20 protein-coding genes are annotated in these 20,012 nt (G+C 66.9%); 16 read left to right on the plus strand and 4 right to left on the minus strand.

Annotation, left to right across the window (positions count from 1 at the left end; translation table 11 throughout):
- Nucleotides 1–4: 4 nt before the first annotated feature.
- From ACIG5A_RS15455 to ACIG5A_RS15515, 13 genes are all read left to right on the plus strand, one after another.
- Nucleotides 5–988, plus strand: a complete 984-nt coding sequence (locus ACIG5A_RS15455) for a DUF6779 domain-containing protein (RefSeq protein ID WP_397240865.1) — start codon at nucleotides 5–7, stop codon at nucleotides 986–988.
- Between the two features lie 144 nt (nucleotides 989–1,132).
- Nucleotides 1,133–2,062 (plus strand): Rossmann-like and DUF2520 domain-containing protein, encoded by a 930-nt coding sequence (locus tag ACIG5A_RS15460; RefSeq protein WP_397240866.1) that lies wholly within the window; start codon nucleotides 1,133–1,135, stop codon nucleotides 2,060–2,062.
- Nucleotides 2,063–2,085: 23 nt separating this feature from the next.
- Nucleotides 2,086–3,042 carry a pantoate--beta-alanine ligase gene (panC, locus tag ACIG5A_RS15465; protein WP_397241786.1) on the plus strand — a complete coding sequence of 319 codons (957 nt, stop codon included), beginning with the start codon at nucleotides 2,086–2,088 and terminating at the stop codon, nucleotides 3,040–3,042.
- Between the two features lie 13 nt (nucleotides 3,043–3,055).
- Nucleotides 3,056–3,484 carry an aspartate 1-decarboxylase gene (gene panD / locus ACIG5A_RS15470; RefSeq protein WP_397240867.1) on the plus strand — a complete coding sequence of 143 codons (429 nt, stop codon included), beginning with the start codon at nucleotides 3,056–3,058 and terminating at the stop codon, nucleotides 3,482–3,484.
- Between the two features lie 4 nt (nucleotides 3,485–3,488).
- Nucleotides 3,489–4,289, plus strand: a complete 801-nt coding sequence (locus ACIG5A_RS15475) for a type III pantothenate kinase (RefSeq protein WP_397240868.1) — start codon at nucleotides 3,489–3,491, stop codon at nucleotides 4,287–4,289.
- Nucleotides 4,290–4,668: 379 nt separating this feature from the next.
- Complete coding sequence (locus ACIG5A_RS15480; protein WP_397240869.1) at nucleotides 4,669–5,301, plus strand: cysteine dioxygenase; 633 nt, start codon at nucleotides 4,669–4,671, stop codon at nucleotides 5,299–5,301.
- Nucleotides 5,302–5,306: 5 nt separating this feature from the next.
- Nucleotides 5,307–5,729, plus strand: a complete 423-nt coding sequence (locus ACIG5A_RS15485) for a rhodanese-like domain-containing protein (RefSeq protein ID WP_397241788.1) — start codon at nucleotides 5,307–5,309, stop codon at nucleotides 5,727–5,729.
- A 283-nt stretch (nucleotides 5,730–6,012) separates the two neighbouring features.
- Nucleotides 6,013–7,479: a lysine--tRNA ligase gene (gene lysS / locus ACIG5A_RS15490; RefSeq protein WP_397241790.1), complete on the plus strand. Its 1,467-nt coding sequence runs from the start codon at nucleotides 6,013–6,015 to the stop codon at nucleotides 7,477–7,479.
- Between the two features lie 116 nt (nucleotides 7,480–7,595).
- Entirely contained in the window at nucleotides 7,596–7,955 is a 360-nt protein-coding gene (locus ACIG5A_RS15495) for an Lsr2 family protein (protein WP_397240870.1), read from the plus strand.
- Nucleotides 7,956–8,172: 217 nt separating this feature from the next.
- Nucleotides 8,173–8,796, plus strand: a complete 624-nt coding sequence (locus ACIG5A_RS15500) for an FHA domain-containing protein (protein ID WP_397240871.1) — start codon at nucleotides 8,173–8,175, stop codon at nucleotides 8,794–8,796.
- 148 nt (nucleotides 8,797–8,944) lie between these two features.
- On the plus strand, nucleotides 8,945–9,613 hold the full coding sequence (locus ACIG5A_RS15505) for an anthrone oxygenase family protein (RefSeq protein ID WP_397240872.1): 669 nt from the start codon (nucleotides 8,945–8,947) through the stop codon (nucleotides 9,611–9,613).
- Between the two features lie 231 nt (nucleotides 9,614–9,844).
- A complete protein-coding gene (locus ACIG5A_RS15510) occupies nucleotides 9,845–10,783 on the plus strand; it encodes an esterase/lipase family protein (RefSeq protein ID WP_397240873.1) in 939 nt (312 codons plus the stop codon).
- A gap of 306 nt (nucleotides 10,784–11,089) precedes the next feature.
- Nucleotides 11,090–13,651, plus strand: a complete 2,562-nt coding sequence (locus tag ACIG5A_RS15515; protein ID WP_397240874.1) for an ATP-dependent Clp protease ATP-binding subunit — start codon at nucleotides 11,090–11,092, stop codon at nucleotides 13,649–13,651.
- A 59-nt stretch (nucleotides 13,652–13,710) separates the two neighbouring features.
- Here the strand turns inward: ACIG5A_RS15515 and ACIG5A_RS15520 are convergent, their stop codons facing one another.
- A complete protein-coding gene (locus ACIG5A_RS15520; protein ID WP_397240875.1) occupies nucleotides 13,711–14,172 on the minus strand; it encodes a YfbM family protein in 462 nt (153 codons plus the stop codon).
- 134 nt (nucleotides 14,173–14,306) lie between these two features.
- On the minus strand, nucleotides 14,307–15,110 hold the full coding sequence (locus ACIG5A_RS15525; protein WP_397240876.1) for an LLM class flavin-dependent oxidoreductase: 804 nt from the start codon (nucleotides 15,108–15,110) through the stop codon (nucleotides 14,307–14,309).
- 149 nt (nucleotides 15,111–15,259) lie between these two features.
- Here ACIG5A_RS15525 and ACIG5A_RS15530 point away from each other — a divergent pair, with 149 nt between their 5' ends.
- Nucleotides 15,260–15,904 (plus strand): VWA domain-containing protein, encoded by a 645-nt coding sequence (locus ACIG5A_RS15530; RefSeq protein WP_397240877.1) that lies wholly within the window; start codon nucleotides 15,260–15,262, stop codon nucleotides 15,902–15,904.
- Between the two features lies 1 nt (nucleotide 15,905).
- On the opposite strand, the gene ACIG5A_RS15535 is transcribed toward ACIG5A_RS15530, so the two are convergent.
- Together ACIG5A_RS15535 and ACIG5A_RS15540 are read right to left on the minus strand one after the other, a co-directional pair.
- Nucleotides 15,906–16,568 (minus strand): response regulator, encoded by a 663-nt coding sequence (locus ACIG5A_RS15535; protein ID WP_397240878.1) that lies wholly within the window; start codon nucleotides 16,566–16,568, stop codon nucleotides 15,906–15,908.
- 90 nt (nucleotides 16,569–16,658) lie between these two features.
- The gene (locus ACIG5A_RS15540) at nucleotides 16,659–18,026 is read right to left on the minus strand and encodes a sensor histidine kinase (protein WP_397240879.1); all 1,368 of its coding nucleotides are present in this window, start codon (nucleotides 18,024–18,026) and stop codon (nucleotides 16,659–16,661) included.
- Nucleotides 18,027–18,136: 110 nt separating this feature from the next.
- Here ACIG5A_RS15540 and ACIG5A_RS15545 point away from each other — a divergent pair, with 110 nt between their 5' ends.
- Together ACIG5A_RS15545 and ACIG5A_RS15550 are read left to right on the plus strand one after the other, a co-directional pair.
- Nucleotides 18,137–19,117 (plus strand): ABC transporter ATP-binding protein, encoded by a 981-nt coding sequence (locus tag ACIG5A_RS15545; RefSeq protein WP_397240880.1) that lies wholly within the window; start codon nucleotides 18,137–18,139, stop codon nucleotides 19,115–19,117.
- Nucleotides 19,114–19,968 (plus strand): ABC transporter permease subunit, encoded by an 855-nt coding sequence (locus tag ACIG5A_RS15550; protein ID WP_397240881.1) that lies wholly within the window; start codon nucleotides 19,114–19,116, stop codon nucleotides 19,966–19,968. Before ACIG5A_RS15545 ends, ACIG5A_RS15550 begins: the two co-directional genes overlap by 4 nt.
- Nucleotides 19,969–20,012 lie beyond the last annotated feature (44 nt).

A 20,012-nucleotide genomic window follows, 5' to 3' on the forward strand; every position in this document is an offset into this window, starting at 1 on the left:
TGGCATGGTTTCACCCTCCCGTAGCAGCACTTCCCGTCGACGGCGGGACGACGCGGGAAAATTCTTCATCGGTGTGTTGATTCTGCTCGGTCTGGTTGCCAGCGTTTTCCTGGTCTTCAGCGACAGCTTGCAGTTTGTCCGGATCGGTCTGGTCGCCGCCCTGTGGGCCGCCGCGATCGGTGCGTTGGCCGCGACCAGATATCGCAAGGAATCCACGGTCGACAAGGCCAAGGTCCGCGACCTGCAGACGGTCTACGAATTGCAGCTGGAACGCGAGGTCACGGCCCGTCGCGAGTACGAATTGGGCGTCGAGGCCAGGGTGCGCGAGGAAGTCGGCGCCGACGCCTCCGATATGGCCGCGCTGCGCGCCGAATTGACCGTGCTGCGCCAGAGTCTGCAGCGGCTCTTCGACGGTGATCTGCCGATGGATCGACCGGCGCTGCGCGCCGACGCGACCAGGATCCAGGAGCTGCCGAGCGCGGCGGCCGACCTGTCGGACAATAGCTCCGCGGATGCCGAGGCCTGGTCGAGATCGACCGCACAGCAAACCCGCAGCACCGTAACGCCGGTTTTCGTGTCCGATCATCCGGAACCACCGCTCTTCGCCAGCCCCTTCGACGAGCCGGTCACCGCCGAAACCTCGGCCGTCTCGCCCGAATACGACGAAGAGAGTGACGCCGAGATCACCGACGTCGACATCGACGACGATCGCCACACCGGCCCGATCAGCGGTTCCGGTAGCTGGGCCGACGCGTTCGCCGAGACACCGCCCGAACCGATCCGCCCGGCGCCGCAGACCGCGGCGCCCGCCGCGCCGCCGCAAGCGCCGCGCCTGTCGGCGCCCGATGCACCGACGATGGGTAGCGCGAGCTCGCGCAGGCGCCGCCGCGAGGCCGATACCGAGGAGGACACCTCCTCGCGCCGCCTCTCGGTGGCCGAGATCATGGCCAACCTGCAGTCCGAGGAAAACGGCCGCGACCGCCGCTGAGCGATCGGCGTAACCGCAGGTTATCGATACTGCGGCGGAGATCACCCCCGTGCTCCATGGCATCGGCGAAGACGAGGCCGATATCCTCTAGGCGTACGTCTGGTACCCGCGGTGCGGGACTGGAACGAAATCGAGAGGACACCGTTGACCTCGAGAAGTCTGACTTCCGACAACGACCCCGCGCCCGCACGCCTGACGGTAGGCATCGTCTCGGCGGGACGCGTCGGCTCCGCACTCGGCGTCGCTTTGGAGCGTGCCGGGCATGTGGTGTTCGGCGTTTCCGCCATCTCCGACGCATCGGTGCACCGGGCGCGGACCAGGCTGCCCGATTCCGAGATCCTGCCGATCGAGGAGGTGGCCGCCCGCAGCGAACTGCTGCTGCTCGCGGTGCCCGATACCGAATTGGCCGGGCTGGTGCGCGGTTTGGCGAGCGCGGGCGTGGTGCGGCCCGGCACCATCGTCGTGCACACCTCGGGTGCGAACGGTGTCACCGTGCTCGCGCCGCTCGTCGAGAAGGGCGCGCTCGGCCTCGCCATCCATCCCGCGATGACCTTCACCGGCCACGACGAGGACGTGAGCAGGCTCGCCAACGCGTGTTTCGGGATCACCGCCGCCGACGAGGTCGGCTACGCCATCGCGCAATCGCTGGTGATCGAGATGGGTGGCGAACCGGTGCGTGTCTCCGAGGAGCACCGCACGCTGTACCACGCCGCGCTCGCGCACGGCAGCAACCACCTGGTCACGGTCATCGTCGACGCGGTGGCCGCGCTGCGGGTCGCGCTGTCGGGCCCCGGGCTGCTCGGTCAGCAGACCGTCGACGAGCAGCCGAACGGCCTCGCCGAACGCCTGCTCGCCCCGCTGGCCTCGGCGGCGCTGGACAACGCGCTGCGCCGCGGCCAGTCCGCGCTGACCGGTCCGGTCGCCCGCGGTGACGCGGATGCCGTTGCGGCACATCTGGAAGCGCTCGAAGCCGTGGATCCCAAACTCGCCGCCGGCTATCGCGCGCTGTCGCTGCGCACCGCCGAGCGTGTCAATTCCCATCCGAACCTAATCGACCTCCTGGAGGGAAAATGAACCCAGCATCGCGTAGCGATTCCATGGGGGGCGGTGGTCGGGCGACGGGTGGGCTCGATCCGAAAATGCGCGGCACCTTCCGGCCGGGCGAACTGACCATCCATCACGATCCCGAAGTGATCGCCGCCGTTTCCAGTGCGCTGCGCAAGGTCGGCCGCACGGTCGCACTGGTGCCGACGATGGGCGCGCTGCACCAGGGCCACCTCGAGATCGTGCGCCGGGCCAAGCGGACCAATCAGCACGTGATCGTCTCGATCTTCGTGAACCCCTTGCAGTTCGCCGCGAACGAGGACCTGGACAAGTACCCGCGCACCCTGGACGCCGACGTCGAACTGCTGCGCGCCGAGGGCGTCGAGCTGGTGTTCGCGCCGAGCGTCTCCGATATGTACCCCGACGGCCAGCGCACCACCGTGCACGCGGGCCCGCTCGGCGCCGAATTGGAGGGGGCAAGCCGACCGACCCATTTCGCGGGCATGCTGACGGTGGTGGCCAAGCTGCTGCAGATCGCGCGGCCCACCGAGGCGTTCTTCGGGGAGAAGGACTACCAGCAGCTCACGCTCATCCGCCAGCTGGTGCGCGATCTGAATTTCGACGTGAAGATCGTCCCGGTGCCGACGGTGCGCGAGGCGGACGGCCTCGCGCTGTCCTCGCGCAACCGCTTCCTCGATGCGGCGCAGCGCGAATCGGCGCTCGCGCTGTCCGCGGCGCTTGCCGCGGGCAGGCATGCGGGCGGCCTCGGCGCGCAGGCGGTGCTCGACGCGGCCCGCGCGGTCCTCGACACCGCACCCGGCCTGCAGCTCGACTACCTCGAGCTGCGCTCCTCGACCCTCGACGCCGCCCCGGCCGCGGGCAACGCGCGACTGCTCGTCGCGGCCAGGGTCGGCACCACCCGGCTCATCGATAACGCCGCCGTCGTGCTCGGCGCACCGATCGACGGCCACCCGAACCTCAGCTCCCAGCCCGCCCAGGCATCGGTCTAGAAAGGCGACAACGATGTTGCGCACCATGATGAAGTCGAAGATCCACCGCGCCACGGTGACCCACGCCGATCTGCACTACGTCGGTTCGGTGACCGTCGACCAGGATCTGCTCGACGCCGCCGATCTGCTCGAGGGCGAACAGGTCTGCATCGTCGATATCACCAACGGCGCCAGGCTGGAGACCTACGTGATCGCGGGTGAGCGCGGTTCCGGTGTGATCGGGATCAACGGCGCCGCCGCGCATCTGGTCCACCCGGGCGACCTCGTCATCCTGATCGCCTACGGAATGATGGACGAGCGGGAGATCCGCGAATACGACCCGAAGGTCGTCTTCGTCGACGAGCACAACCGCCCGATCGAACTCGGTTCGGACCCGGCGCACGCGCCGGAAGGCTCCGGCCTCACCTCCCCGCGTTCACTCACCGCTTTCGTCGACGCCTGATCCGATGCTGCTGACCATCGACGTTCGTAATACCGGCATCGAACTCGGCCTGTTCTCGGGCAGTGGCGCGCATTCGAAACTGGTGCGGCACTGGCGTATCCACACCAATCCGCTGCTGACCGCCGACGAATTCGCCATGCAGGTGCGCGGGCTGGTCGGCGATCAGCTCGACCAGGTGATCGGCATTTCCGCGCTGTCGACGGTGCCGCCGGTGCTGCGCGAACTGCGGGTGATGCTGACCAAGTATTGGGGCAACATCCCGCACGTGCTGGTGGAACCCGGTGTGCGCACCGGTATTCCGCTCCTGGTCGACAATCCGAAAGAGGTCGGCGCCGACCGCATCATCAACTGCCTCTCCGCCTACCACCACTTCAACTCGGCCGCGATCGTCGTCGATTTCGGCACCGCGATCTGTGTCGACCTGGTGTCGGCCAAGGGCGAGTTCCTCGGCGGCGTCATCGCGCCGGGTGTGGAAATCGCCACCGAGGCGCTGGTGGAACGCAGCGCGCTGCGCCGCGCCGAACTGGCGCGGCCGCGCTCGGTGCTCGGCAAGAACAGCATGGAATGCATGCAGTCCGGCGCGGTTTTCGGCTTCGCCGGTTTGGTCGACGGCCTGATCGATCGAATCCGCGACGAATTCGACGCGTTCTCCGGCGACGATGTCGCGGTGGTCGCGACCGGCGTGACCGCGGCGCTGATCGTGCCCGAATCGGAGACCATCGACCACCATGAGCCGCATCTCACACAGACCGGCCTTCGCCTGGTCTACGAGCGCAATCAGCGTAGGAAGAATGCCAGTGTTTGATGGCAGCGCCTCCGGCGCTGCGTGTTGGCGGCCCCTGGTGTCTCGCGTCCGAGCGGTCGAGACTCGCGCCTGCGGCGCATGCGCTTCGACCACTCGGACGCGAGACGGCCGCCAACGGTCGCTCGTAAGACTCGCTCCGAGCGGGGTGCGTGGTGCTTTCGTGGTTGCTGCGCCGAGTGGGCCATAACCTCCCGCCGGAGCTGCTGTGAGTCAGTCCACTGGAATTGCGGGTATTGCTTGTGGCTGAGTCGCTGCTAGACTCGCTGCCGTGTATTCCCGCGTGAGCACCCAGGAGTGTTGTCGAGGCTGACCTGCCTCGACCGTTCGAGGCTGAGCTTTTTCCCTCGACCGTTGATACACAACTCCTGGAGATTCGCCGATGCGTTCTTCTGTTCTTTCCCTTTCTTCCGCACGTGACGCTTTTTCGGCGGTGCCGCCGCTCGACCGTGCCGTCGCTTCGGCATTGCCGACCCGGCTGCGCCCCGCGGATTTGCTCCGGCTGACCGATGAGGGCGCCGAGGACGTACTCACCGGCCGTTATGACCACCTGCTGCCGCAGGACGGTATCTGGCCGGGTGACGAACGCTGGGCGACCCGATTGCTCGCCGACGACGAGGTCGATGTCTGGCTGATCAGCTGGACGCCGGGCAAGTCGACCGAATTGCACGATCATGCGGGCTCGCTCGGCGCGCTGACCGTGCTCAGCGGCGCACTGTCGGAATTCCGCTGGAACGGCGCCGAACTACGCAGGCGCACACTCACCGCGGGCGATCAGGCCTCGTTTCCGATCGGCTGGGTGCACGACGTGATGCGCGCGCCCGCCCAATCAATCGACACCGCCGGGTCTTCCATCAATGTCACCGCGCAATCCACCGGCCCGCTCGAGCCGACGCTCAGCGTGCACGCCTATTCCCCGCCGCTGACCGCCATGTCGTATTACGAAGTCACCGGCCACGGCACCTTGCGCCGTACCCGAACCGTTCTCACCGACCAGCCCGAAGGCGACATGTAATGACTCTGACCATCGACCAGATGCTCGAGAACGCGCGGGCGCAGCTGACCCGGATCTATGCCTTCGAATTGCCGAAGGCGCTCGCCAGGGGCGCGATTCTGGTGGACATCAGGCCGCAGGCCCAGCGGGCCAGAGAAGGTGCGCTGCCCGGCGCGCTGGTGATCGAGCGGAATGTCCTGGAATGGCGCCTCGATCCGACGAGTTCGGCGCGCCTGGCACTGGCCACCGATCACGATGTCGAATGGATCATCGCGTGCTCGGAGGGCTATACCTCCAGCCTCGCGGCGGCCTCGTTGCAACAACTCGGATTGCGCAGGGCCACCGATCTGGTCGGCGGCTTCCACGCGTTGAAGGCGGCGGGCCTGCTGTCGATCGGAATCCGGGCGCCGCACTTCGCGCGCGAGGTGGCCGCGCTGGCGGCCCTGTAAAAGGCTGCCAGACGCTTCCATCTCGAAATACATAGGCGCACAGTCGGTTTCGATTGTGCGCCGGTTTTCGGGCGGTTGCCGGATGGCGAAAAATCCGGCCGCGAACTGATACCGATTCGTTACTGGTGTGAACTGTGCGGGCGGCCCGCAAAACGATTTCCGGTGCACGCTAGGGTTGTTGGATGTGAGCGCTTCCAACTCCCCTTCGTCCGGTAGCTCCGCGGGCTCGGCTCCTGCGGGGCAATCCAACCGCCCCGTCGAAGTAGACGACGTGCCGGAGCAGATGCGGATTCGCCGGGAGAAGCGCGAGCGACTGCTTGCCGAGGGCGGTGAGCCCTATCCGGTAGTGGTGCCGCGCACGCATACTCTCGCCGAAATTCGTGCCGCCTATCCAGACCTCGCGCCGGACACGCAGACCGGCCTGCAGGCCGGCATCGTCGGCCGCGTCATTTTCACTCGTAATACCGGCAAGCTATGTTTCGCGACGCTGCAGGAGGGTGACGGCACCAAGCTGCAGGCGATGATCAGTCTCAACGGCGTCGGCGCCGATGCGCTCGCCGCATGGAAAGCCGATGTCGATCTCGGCGACTTCGTATACGTGCACGGCGAGGTCATCTCCTCGCGCACCGGGGAATTGAGCGTCATGGCCGATTCCTGGGCGATGTCGGCCAAGTCGCTGCGGCCGCTGCCGGTGGCGCACAAGGAGATGAACGAGGAGTCGCGGGTTCGCCAGCGCTATGTCGATCTGATCGTCCGCCCAGAAGCCAGGGAAATGGCGCGCACCAGGGTCGCGGTGATGCGCGCGCTGCGCAACGCGATGGAGCGCCGCGGTTTCCTCGAGGTGGAGACGCCGATGCTGCAGACGCTGCACGGCGGCGCGGCGGCGCGGCCGTTCGTTACCCATTCGAATGCCCTCGATATGGACCTCTACCTGCGTATTGCGCCGGAACTGTTCCTCAAGCGCTGCGTGGTCGGCGGTTTGGAGAAGGTCTTCGAGATCAACCGGAACTTCCGCAACGAGGGCGCCGACTCCACGCATTCGCCGGAGTTCGCCATGATGGAAACGTACGAGGCGTACGGCACCTACGACACCTCGGCCACGATGATCCGGGAATTGATCCAGGAAGTCGCGCAGGAGGCGTTCGGCACCCAGGTGGTGACGCTGGCCGACGGTACCGAATACGATCTGCGCGGCGAGTGGGCGACCGTCGAGATGTACCCGTCGCTGTCGGACTCGCTGGGTGTCCCGGTCACTCCGGAAACGACCATCGAGGAATTGCACGCGCTCGCCGAACGGGTCGGTCTGGAAATTCCGGAGGGCAAGGGCTACGGCCACGGCAAACTGGTCGAGGAACTGTGGGAGCACCAGTACGGCGACAAGCTGTACGCGCCGACTTTCGTGCGCGACTTCCCCGTGGAGACATCACCGCTGACCAGGCAGCATCGCAGCAAGGCTGGTGTCACCGAGAAGTGGGACCTGTATGTGCGCGGCTTCGAGTTGGCAACGGGCTATTCGGAGTTGGTCGATCCGGTGATCCAGCGCGAGCGTTTCGTGGATCAGGCGCGACTGGCCGCGCAGGGTGACGACGAGGCCATGGCGCTGGACGAGGACTTCCTCGCCGCGATGGAGCACGGTATGCCGCCGACAACCGGTACGGGTATGGGAATCGATCGCTTGTTGATGGCCTTGACGGGATTGGGAATCCGGGAAACGATACTGTTCCCAATTGTGCGTCCGGTCACGCGCTGAGCACTCCGTTTGCATAGCGGAGGGCTCGTCTTGGAATTTTTGGAATTCGGGGTATTCTTGCCTCGGGTAATCGACCTAGTATGCGGGTCGCACGATTTCGAGAGGACGTTCATCTCATGGCAAAGAAGGTCACCGTTAGCCTGATCGACGATGTCGACGGTGAGTCCATCGCGGACGAGACCATCGAGTTTGCGATCGACGGTGTGTCGTACGAGATCGATCTGTCGACGGCAAATGCGGCGAAGCTGCGCGACGGTCTGGAGCAGTGGGTTTCGAGTGCGCGCCGGGTCAGTGGCCGGCGCCGGGTCAAGGCAGCGGTAGCCGCGGCGGGTGCGCCGAAGAGCCGGGTCTCGATCGATCGCGAACAAAGCGCGGCAATTCGTGAGTGGGCACGCCGGAATGGGCACAAGGTGTCCGCACGCGGTCGTATCTCCGCCGACATCACCGATGCGTACAACAAGGCCGCGAAGGGCTAGTTTTCTTTTTGCTCCCGCCGCTCGGGCTAAACGTGCGAGGCCCGGGCGGCGGTCTTGTTTTCATAGGACTTCGATATAGCAGCAAGATCAGGTAACCGCTGCGCGCACAGCAGGCCGGACGGTCGTCCGGTCTCGATCTTGCTGTCGGTACCCCGACGCGGCACCATGGAAACGTGCGAAGGTCACTGGTGGTCTGGAGAGGCGAGGTATCGGCACAGTGACTGGATTCGTCGGATCATTGTTGCGATTCACCGATGACGCGGGCCGTCAGCAAGAGCTGTTGCTCAGTCCGGAACAACAGCGCGTCACCATCGGGCGCTCCCCGCAGGCGGATCTGGCCCTGCGCTGGGACGCGGAAGTGTCGCGCCTGCATGCCGCGATCGAGTACCTCGGCGCGCACTGGACGATCGTCGACGACGGCCTTTCGCGCAACGGCACTTTCGTGAACGGCGAGCGACTTGTCGGCAGGCGCAGGCTGATGGCGGGCGACCGGATCCGGGTCGGCACCTCGCTGGTCTCCTTCCATGATTTCGGCGGTGTCGTCGACGACGCCACCCGCACCTCCACCGGTTCCATCCCGACGCTGCGCTCGCTCACCGAGACGCAGCGCTCCGTGCTGATCGCGCTCTGCCGTCCGTACAAGCACGGCGCGGGTTTCGCGACGCCTGCCTCCAATCAGCAGATCGCCGAGGAACTTTTCCTCAGCGTCGACGCGATCAAGACCCATCTGCGCGCGTTGTTCGCCAAGTTCGGCGTGGAAGACCTGCCGCAGAACCAGAAGCGGGTGCGGCTCGCGGGCCTGGCCATGCAGAGCGGTCTGATTTCCGACCGAGATTTGTAGCCCTCCGGTTGCCGACTGCCGCAATGCGGTAGACGATCGCTTAGCCGGCCGAGCGTCTGGGCCATGTTCTGGTGCCTCGCTGGGCGGTTGACTAAGAGGTATGAAACCGGAGCGATGAGGGCCCCGGTAGAGCTTGGAGGAGGACCTCATGTCCGCAACGCGACTTGTCGCCCTGGTATTGGCCACCGTGGCCACCGGTCTGATCGCAGGCTTGTTCTACGGCTACGCCAACTCGGTGATGCCCGCACTGAACCAGGCCGACGATCGCACGATGATCGACGTGATGCAGAAGATCAACGTCGTGATCATCAACCCGGTCTTCATGATCGGGTTCATGGGGACGGTCGGCTTCACCATCCTCGCGGCGGCGCTGCACCTCGGCAAGGAACACCGCGCCACGCTGATCTGGATCGGCATCGCGTTGGTGCTCAACATCATCGCGTTCGCCGTCACCTCGGGCCTGAACGTGCCATTGAACGATCAGCTCGCCGCCGCGGGTGATCCCGCGACGATCGCCGATCTGGCCAAGGTGCGCGCCGACTTCGAATCGACCTGGGTCCGTTGGAATATCGTCCGCGGCGTGCTGCACGCACTGGCCTTCCTCGTCCTGTGCGGTGCCCTGTTCGTGAGCGGTATCCAGCAGGGCAAGGCGCAGGCGTCGGGTTCGGCCGCTGCGCGGCAGGTGGCCGCCGGTGCGCAGTTCGCACCGCAGGCCGCACCGCAATATGGTGTGCCGCAGGGTGGTCCGCAGTACGGCGCACCGCAGGCCGGTACGCCGCAGGCAGGCCAGCAGTTCCCGCACAACCCGCCGCGGTAGTCCACACCGCATGATCGACAGCCCGGAGCGCCGGCCGACGCTCCGGGCTGTTCCGTATCCGGTGGCGCCGCACCGCCTCTCGGCCGATCACCGGACGAATTCCGCAGGTGGACGGGCATTCTCGCGCCGATTGACCATCGCCGCCAGTTCCGGTCCTACTGGCCGGTTTCCGATGTGCCGCCGCCATCTCTGCGTTAGCTTTCTGGAACACGTTTCAATTTGGGAGGGCTCATGCGGCGTGTTCCAGGATCCGCACTGATCATCGCGGTGCTCGCCGTGCTCTGGGCGGGCGCGGCCGCCCCGGCGCGGGCGGAGTATCCGGTCGACTACAACTTCTTCGCGGGCATCCCCAATGAACTGCTCGATCCCGGCGGCTCGCTGCCCGGATCCAACGACTGGTCGTGCCGCCCCAGCGCGGCCCATCCCAACCCCGTGGTGCTGCTGCACGGCACCGGCGGTGGCGCACAGACGAATTGGGGCGTGTACGCCCCGCTGCTGGCCAATGCGGGCTACTGCGTCTACTCGCTGACCTACGGCGCGTACAACCTGCCGTGGCCCATCTCCGCGATCGGCGGCATGCGCCCGATCGAGCAGAGCGCGGGGGAGGTCTCCGCCTTCGTCGACCGTGTCCTCGCCGCGACCGGCGCGGCCAAGGTCGACTTCGTCGGGCACTCGCAGGGCCCGCTGGTCGGCAACTACTACGTGAAACGGCTGGACGGCGCCGCCAAGGTGGACAAGATGGTCGGCATCGCCGCACCGTGGCTCGGTTCGAACGCCTTCGGGATCTCCGATATCGCGGTGTTCAGCAGGGCGCTGGGCGCCGGGCCCGCATTCGACGCGATCGCAGGCTCGCTGTGCCAGGCCTGCGGCCAGGTGTACCGCGACGCGGACTACTTCCGGTCGATCAACGCCGACGGTATCTACCACCCCGACCTCACCTACACCAATATCGTGGGCAGCCTGGAGGAGATCGTCGTACCGCACACCTCCGCCGTGGTGCCGGGGCCGAAGACCACCAACATCGTCGTGCAGGACGGCTGCGCGCAGGACTTCTCCGAGCACATGGCCATCGCGGGCAGCCCGCGCGCGGCCGCCTACGTCCTCAACGCGCTCGACCCGGCCAACGCGCGGCCCGTGCCGTGCGAGTTCGTGCCGCCGTTCACCGGCTGACCGCGCGTACCGGCGCGAATCGGCGGAATGCGACAGACCAGGCACGGGTTGACAGTCGGTACGGCGGCCAGAATCAGTGTTCGCTCTAGGCAAAACCTAGGTGGAAACGAATGCTGCAACGCTCACGTTATGAGTGAATGACCGTGCTGTCGCTGGTCACCAATAGGGTGGACTGGAGGCGGCCGTATCCCCTGCCAACTAGAGTGGAGGCGGGGGCCGCAACCCCCGGGCTTCATGGCAGGCTGACGCCACAGTCGATCTGAAGCGTCGGACGCCAGAATGTCGGAGCAGGAGAGTGAGGGAGCGATGTTCGAGAGGTTCACCGACCGCGCGAGGCGTGTCGTTGTCCTGGCCCAAGAAGAGGCCCGGATGCTCAACCACAACTACATCGGCACCGAGCACATCCTGCTGGGGCTGATTCACGAGGGTGAGGGTGTCGCGGCCAAGTCGCTGGAGTCGCTCGGCATTTCGCTGGAGGGCGTGCGCAGCCAGGTGGAGGAGATCATCGGCCAGGGCCAGCAGGCTCCGTCCGGTCACATCCCGTTCACCCCGCGCGCCAAGAAGGTGCTGGAGCTGAGCCTGCGCGAGGCGCTGCAGCTCGGCCACAACTACATCGGCACGGAGCACATCCTGCTCGGCCTCATCCGCGAGGGCGAGGGCGTGGCGGCGCAGGTGCTCGTCAAGCTCGGTGCCGATCTGAATCGGGTGCGGCAGCAGGTGATTCAGCTGCTGTCCGGCTACCAGGGCAAGGAGCCCGTCGAGGGTTCCGGTTCGCGCGGTGAGGCGGGTACGCCGTCCACCTCGCTGGTGCTCGACCAGTTCGGCCGCAACCTGACCCAGGCCGCGCTCGAGGGCAAGCTCGACCCGGTCATCGGCCGCTCGAAGGAAATCGAGCGCGTGATGCAGGTGCTGAGCCGCCGTACCAAGAACAACCCGGTGCTGATCGGCGAGCCCGGTGTCGGCAAGACCGCCGTCGTCGAGGGCCTTGCCCAGCGCATCGTCAACGGCGAGGTGCCGGAGACGCTGAAGGACAAGCAGCTCTACACCCTCGACCTGGGTTCCCTGGTCGCGGGCAGCCGTTACCGCGGTGACTTCGAAGAGCGCCTGAAGAAGGTGCTCAAGGAGATCAACACCCGCGGCGACATCATCCTGTTCATCGACGAGCTGCACACGCTCGTCGGTGCGGGCGCCGCCGAGGGCGCCATCGACGCGGCCTCGATCCTGAAGCCGAAGCTGGCCCGCGGTGAGCTGCAGACCATCGGTGCGACCACCCTCGACGAGTACCGCAAGTACATCGAGAAGGACGCCGCCCTGGAGCGCCGGTTCCAGCCGGTCCAGGTGGGCGAGCCGACCGTCGAGCACACCATCAACATCCTGAAGGGCCTGCGCGACCGCTACGAGGCGCACCACCGCGTCTCCATCACCGATGGCGCGCTGGTGGCCGCCGCGACGCTGGCCGACCGCTACATCAACGACCGGTTCCTCCCGGACAAGGCGATCGACCTGATCGACGAGGCCGGTGCGCGCATGCGCATCCGTCGCATGACCGCTCCGCCGGACCTGCGCGAATTCGACGACAAGATCGCCGAGGCGCGCCGGGAGAAGGAGTCCGCGATCGACGCGCAGGACTTCGAGAAGGCCGCGCGGCTGCGTGACAAGGAGAAGCAGCTCGTCGCCAAGCGGGCCGAGCGCGAAAAGCAGTGGCGTTCCGGTGATCTGGACGTCGTGGCCGAGGTCGACGACGAGCAGATCGCGGAGGTGCTCGCCAACTGGACCGGCATCCCCGTCTTCAAGCTCACCGAGGAGGAGACCACCCGTCTGCTCCGCATGGAGGACGAGCTGCACAAGCGGATCATCGGCCAGGAGGACGCCGTCAAGGCGGTCTCGAAGGCGATCCGCCGCACTCGGGCCGGCCTGAAGGATCCGAAGCGCCCGTCCGGCTCGTTCATCTTCGCCGGCCCGTCCGGTGTCGGTAAGACCGAGCTGTCCAAGGCGCTGGCGAACTTCCTGTTCGGCGACGACGACGCGCTTATCCAGATCGACATGGGCGAGTTCCACGACCGCTTCACCGCGTCGCGGCTCTTCGGTGCCCCTCCCGGGTACGTGGGCTACGAAGAGGGCGGCCAGCTCACCGAGAAGGTGCGCCGCAAGCCGTTCTCCGTGGTGCTGTTCGACGAGATCGAAAAGGCGCACCAGGAGATCTACAACACCCTGTTGCAGGTCCTGGAGGACGGCCGTCTCACCGACGGTCAGGGTCGCACGGTCGACTTCAAGAACACCGTGCTGATCTTCACCTCCAACCTGGGCACCTCGGACATCTCCAAGGCGGTCGGTCTGGGCTTCACCCAGTCCAACGCCGAGGGCTCGAACTACGAGCGGATGAAGCTCAAGGTCAACGACGAGCTGAAGAAGCACTTCCGCCCCGAGTTCCTCAACCGCATCGACGACGTGATCGTCTTCCATCAGCTCACGACCGATCAGATCGTGCAGATGGTGGACCTGATGATCGGCCGCGTCGCCAAGCAGCTGAAGAACAAGGATATGGAGATCGAGCTGTCCGAGCAGGGCAAGGCGCTGCTGGCCAAGCGCGGCTTCGATCCGGTGCTCGGTGCTCGGCCGCTGCGCAGGACCATCCAGCGCGAGATCGAGGATCAGCTCTCGGAGAAGATCCTCTTCGGCGAGATCGGCCCCGGCCAGACCATCGTGGTCGACGTCGAGGGCTGGAACGGCGAAGGCGCGGGCGAGGACGCCAAGTTCACCTTCACCGGCAAGGCGAAGCTGACCAAGGCGTCCGCCACGGAGGAGAAGGCTCCGGTGCTGGCCGCCGCGGGCGATGCCGCCACCGAGGCCGCGGCCTCCGGCGAGTAAGTTTCCGCAAAGGTTCGCCCCCACTGGAATCCAGTGGGGGCGAACCTTTTTCGTGCGGTTCAGCCGAAATGCATGATGGCGGCGGAGCCGGTGCGTGCCGCGGTGTCGAAGAAGCGGGTCAGGCTCGTGTAGTGGTGCCGTAGATAGTCGAGCGCGCCCGAACCCTCGTACCAGATGTTCGGGTATACGCCGCGTTCGGTGAAAACCGCCCGGTCGTAATAGGCGGCGAGCCGCTCGAATGGCGTGCTGCGCAATACTCGGGCGACCCGTTCGACTGTGGCGGCGGGCCAGGCGAAATACGTGCCCTCGTCGCCGATCGGGCTGCCGTCGTAGGCCAGGTTGACCGGGACGGCGGCGGCCTCGAAAAGGAAATACAAACCGCCCCAAGCCTTGTCGAGATAGCCGCTCGGTTCGCCGTTGGGGCGCTCCCGCCAGATGATTTCGCTCAATGCCGCCGAGTCGATGAGCGCTCGGTCCAGTTCCTCCGGTGTGACGCGTCTGAATGACAGAATGGTCCCCATTGTGAATCTTTCCCCCAGGTAGTGCTTTTCGTTGCCTCGATCCGAATGTATCAGCGACGGCCGACGATTTCGGCCGGATCGGCGGTGTCGATCCGGCCGATCGGCAATCCAATAGTGAAGTGCCGTAGGGGAATTCAGGACGAAGTGGCGAACCTGGCCAGGGTTGGCGCAAATGCGCGGGCCGACTCACCCGCGACGATCAGCTCGTCGATTCCGTATTTCTCCCTGCGATATTCGAGTACTTCGGCGGCCGCGATCGGGTCGGCGTCGAGCAGCCCGGCGGCGCCGCCCGCCCGCAGGCCCGCCGCGGTCAGGCCGAGCCGGGTCGTGGTCCAATACGGCAGCTGATCGCCGACGCCGACCAGCTGGTGGGTGAAGCGGATATCGCGGTCGGTGTGATCGCGGACCACCCGCACCATCGCGGCCAGATCCTCCTCGGTGGCCTGCGGCATGGCGGCCAGCAGGATCCGGTCGGCGACCTCGGCCGCCGCGGCGAGCATCTTCGGGCCGTTGGCGGCCACCACGATCCGCGGCGCGGGATCGACCTCGGCGCGCACCGCCGCCACCGTCTCGAACAGCCGCGCCCGCCGCTGTGCCGCCGAACCCCAAGTGGTGCCGAGCTTCTCGGCTTCACCGGCGGCATCCGGGCGGCCGACGCCGATGCCGAGTTCGAACCGGCCGTCCGAAAGTAGTTGCAGCGCGGCCACTTCGCGCACCGTCACGGCCGTGGTCCGCAGCGGGGCGGCAAGTACGTTGGGACGCAACCGAATCGTCGTGGTCACCGCGGCGGCGGCCGCCAGCGAAGGGAAGGGCGACGGGGTGTTGAGTGTGTCGGGTAGCAGAATGGCCCGATAGCCCTGCTGCTCGGCGTTCTGCACCGTGCTTACCCATTCGGCCGCCGAACGCGGGGTGAGGATGATTCCGAACTGCATGCTCATGCCCTAAGCCTGCTCGGGTCGCTCACCTGCGACATCGGCCGCGCGGCGCGACCTCGGATACGTATGCGGACGTATATGCGCGGCCGGTGTGTCGCCGCCCGATCGGCGTACGGTGGAGGAGGTCCAATCCCATGGCCCGGGGGTAGAAGATGACGAATTCAGACCTGACATTGATCGCGATCCTGCTCGACCGATCCGGCTCGATGCAGTCGATCAAAACCGACACCGAGGGCGGTTTCGCCGCGTATATCGAGCAGCAGCGGCAGGTGCCGAAGACGACCGAGGTGACGCTCGCGCAGTTCGACACCGAATACGAGGTGGTCTACGCGAACCGTCCGATCGCCGAGGTGCCACCGCTCGAACTGCAGCCGAGGGGGATGACCGCGCTCTACGACGCGGTGGGCAAGCTGGTCACCGAGGTCGGCGCGGAACTGGCGAAGCGGCCCGAACACGAGCGGCCCGGCACCGTCATCGTCGTCGTGCTCACCGACGGCCACGAGAATTCCAGCAGGGAGTGGTCCAACGACGCCGTGCGCAAGCTGATCAAGCAGCAGGAGGACACCTACAACTGGACCTTCCTGTTCCTCGGCGCCAACATGGACGCGGTCGCCATCGGGGTCGACATGGGCATCGCACCCGGCCAGGCCATCACCTACGCGGCGAGTTCACGCGGTGTCGGCGCGGTCTTCCGCGCGGCGGCCGAGTACTCCGCGCAGGCGCAGGCGGCGCCCGCGGGCGCGCCGCGGCCGGTCTTCACCGAAGCGCAACGGCGCGAGGCGAATCCGGACAGCTGAACTACTGCCAGCCGGGGCGGACCAGGCCGGATTCGTAGGCCATTACCACCAGTTGAGTGCGGTCGCGCGCGTCGAGCTTCATCAGGATCCGGCTGACGTGCGTGCGCGCGGTGGCCGGGCTCATGAACAGCCGCTCGCCGATTTCGGCATTGGTCAGCCCCTCGGCGACCAGCGTCATCACCTCCCGCTCGCGGTCGGTGAGTTCGGAAAACGTCGCGGGCGGTGGCTGTTTGGCGTGTGCGGAGAATTCGGCGATCAGCCTGCGGGTGACGCCGGGGGACAGCAGCGCGTCACCGGCGGCGACGACGCGCACGGCGCGCACCAGATCGGCGGGCTCGGTGTGCTTGACCAGGAAGCCCGTCGCGCCGGAACGCATTGCCTCGAACACGTATTCGTCGAGTTCGAAGGTGGTCAGCACCACCACCTTCACCTCGGCCAGCTTGGGGTCGGCGGCGATCATCCTGGTGGCGGCCAGCCCGTCCAGGATCGGCATCCTGATATCCATGAGGACCACGTCGGGGGTGAGGCTGCGGGTCATCCGCACGGCCTGTTCGCCGTTATCGGCCTCGCCGATCACCTCGATGCCGTCCTGGGCGCCGAGCAGGGCGACGAAACCGCCCCGCACCAGCGCCTGATCGTCGGCGACCAGCACCCGAATGCTCACAACGCCTCCTGTGATTTGCGGGGGGTCCCGCACCCCGTCGGCGCGATGAGCGCTTCGCGATTGTGTCTCATAGCGCCTCCTAGGTCACGTCTACGTTGCCTGATCGCTGCCGTGCGGTGCGGGTTCGGCGGGCGAGTCGGCGGCGGGCGGCTGCGCGGGGAGCCGGGCCGCGACCCGGAATCCGCCGCTCGGGCGCGGCCCCGCGGTCAGTTGACCGCCGAGCGCGTGCGCCCGCTCGCGCATGCCGATGATGCCGTTTCCCCCGCTGGACCCGGACCTCGATTGTGTCCCGGTCGGCCTGCTGTTGTCGATGGTCAGGTCGACCGAGTAGTTCGTGTACCGCACGGTCACCGAGGCGTCCGCGCCCGGCGCGTGCCGCAGCACATTGGTGAGCGACTCCTGGATGATCCGCGCGGCCGCGACATCGATGACGCTGGGCAGTTTGTGCGCGGTGCCGAGTACCCGGGTGTTCACCGTCAGCCCGGCCGCGCGTGCGCGTTGCAGCAGCCCGTCCAGGTCATCGATGCTCGGCGCCGGTGCACGCGGCGCGACGGGCGGCGGGGCGGGTGCTTCCCGGGGGAGCTCCGCCTCGGTGCGCTCGGCGCCGCGGCCGAGCGAATCGCGCCAGCTCCTGCGTCCTTGGCGGACCGAATCGGGCTCGGCCGCAGGGAAATTCGATTCGCCGGTGGCCTCGCCCGCGACGCCGCCACCGGTCCTGATCGCGTGCAGCAGCGTGTGCACCTCGGCGAGCGCGTCCCGGCTCGCGGCCTTGATCGCGGCGAGCGCGGATTCGGCCTGTTCCGGTTTCTTCTCGAACAGCTCGAGCGCGACCGAGGATTGCACGTTGATCAGCGAAAGGCTGTGTGCGAGTACGTCGTGCAATTCGCGGGCGATGGCAAGGCGCTCCTCGCTCGCGCGCCGCTCGCGCTGCGCCTCCGCGTCGCGGCGGGCGGCCTCGGCCCGCTGCCGCCGCGCCACCAGCACCGCCTTGCGCTGCCGGATGCCCTCGGCCACCGAAAGGATCACCGCCAGCCAGGCCATCAGGCCGAAGATCTGCCACGCGTTGACATCGCGGCCGAGCAGCGTCGGCAGCGGCCAGACCAGTATCAGGTAGCCGACCGGGACGAATGGGTAAGTCCACCAGCGGGATCCGGTGGTCGCCGCGGTGAAGAAGGAGATCAGCAGCGAGATGAAGATCGGCCCGTATCCGTAGCCGGACACCAGGTAGGCGACACAGATGCCGAGCGTGAACAGGAAGACGGGCACCGGCTGGGAGCGCCGCCAGGCCAGTGCGATCGGCCCCGCGAGCAGCAGCAGGTAACCGGCGATATCGAGCGAACGCACGTCGGGCTGGTTCATATTGGCGAAGGTGCCCCCGACGACCTGGATCGCGGCGACGACGAGCGCCACCCCGATGTCGAAACCGGCCGTCGCCCTGCTCATGTTCCCTGCCCGCACCAGTGCAGCCTATTAGGCAGGCTTATCTCTCGTCGTCCGCCGCGCTACGTATGCGCGATGTCGCCGCGCGACGGATGTGCCGGGGCAGGTCCGCGGCGGATTCTCAGTGCATGAACGATGCAATTCCAGCGGCGCGAGCTCAGGGCCCGGAGGCGGTAGCGGAGCGTGACCACGCAGGGCCCCGGGAGCGCCACCAATCCATTGTTGCCACCGCAGGGCTGACCAAACGCTACGGCGCACACACCGCCGTCGACGGCGTGGGCATGAGCGTCCAGGCCGGCGAGATCTACGGGTTCCTCGGGCCGAACGGCGCGGGGAAGACGACCACGCTGCGGATGCTGGTCGGGCTCATCCGGCCGACCAGCGGATCCGCGACCGTGCTCGGGCATACGCCGGGCGATCCGGCCGTGGTGCGCCGCATCGGCGTGCTCATCGAGGGCCCCGGCTTCTATCCATACCTCTCCGGCCGCGACAACCTGCGGGTGCTCGCCAAGTACCGCGGGCTCGGCCGCGACGCCGTCGATGATTCGCTCGACCGGGTCGGCCTGGCCGGGCGCGCCGACGACAAGTTCCGTACCTACTCACTCGGCATGAAGCAGCGGCTCGGCGTCGGCGCCGCCATGCTCGGCCGCCCCGACCTGCTCATCCTGGACGAGCCGACGAATGGCCTCGACCCGCAGGGCATGGCCGAAATGCGGGAGCTGATCACGACTCTCGCCGACGACGGGCACACCGTGCTGCTGTCGAGCCACATGCTCAGCGAGGTGCAGCAGATCTGCGACCGGGTCGGCGTGATCTCCCAGGGCAAGCTGATCGCCGAATCCACCGTCGCCGAATTGCGCGGCGGCTCATCGCTGCTGCTGCGCGCCGAGCCGATGGAGCTGGCCTTCCCCGCCGTCCGGCTGGCGATGGGTGAGCGCTCGGTCCTGCTGACCGCCAACGGGATTCGGATCGAGGCCGATGCCTCTGCCGCACCCGAGGTGGCCCGTGCGGTGGTCGCGGCGGGCGCCGATCTGCTCGAGCTGCGGATCGACGAAAAGTCGCTGGAGGAAGTGTTTTTCGAGATGACTCAGATGGAGGAAGTGAAATGATCGCGCGCGACCTGTTCGCGAGCACCAGGGCCGAACTGCTGCGGCTGCGCAAATGGCCTGCGTTCTGGACCGTGCTCGGCAGCTGGGTGGTGCTGAACCTGGTGTTCGCCTACCTGTTCAACTACCTGGCCTACACCTCGGGTCAATCCAGCCGGATGTCGAACGGGCTGCCCAAAGACGCACTGCTGCAACAGATGCTGCCCGCCGCCGTACCCGAGGTGTTCACCCAGGGCATGGCGATGTTCGGCGGCGCGCTGATGCTGATCCTCGGCGCGCTCGTGGTCGGCAGCGGATTCGGCTGGGGCACATGGAAGACCGTGTTCACCCAGGGGCCGTCGCGGTTCTCCGCGATCGGAGCCGTTGTGCTCAGCCTGATGCTGGTCGTGGTCGGGCTGGTGTGTGTGGTGTTCGTCGTCGACGTCGGGGTCGCGTCGATCATCGGGGCCACCCAGGGGCAGGCGCTCGCGCTGCCGCCGCTGGGTCGTTCGATGCTCGGAATCGGTACCGGCATAGCGATTCTCGGCATGTGGACCCTGCTCGGCGCGCTGATCGGCACGATCGCCCGTGGGCCCGCGCTCGCGGTCGGCCTCGGGCTGGTCTGGGTGCTGGTGGTGGAGAACCTGCTTCGCGGGGTGGCAGGCATCTTCGAGCCGATCAAAGCCATCACCGATCACCTGCCCGGTACGGCGGCGGGGTCGATGGCGGGTGCGATGCGGTCGGTGAAGGGCGCGGCGACACCGGGCGTGCTGGATATCCTGTCCCGCACCGAATCGCTGGTCTTCCTCGGCATCTACGCGGCGGTCTTCGTGGCAGGCACCCTGTGGCTGTTCAAACGGCGCGATATGGTGTGAGCGCTGATCCGGAAATCGAAAACCGTTGGTGGACAACAGTCCCC

The sequence above is a fragment of the Nocardia sp. NPDC052566 genome, from assembly GCF_044547285.1.
Taxonomy (GTDB): domain Bacteria; phylum Actinomycetota; class Actinomycetes; order Mycobacteriales; family Mycobacteriaceae; genus Nocardia.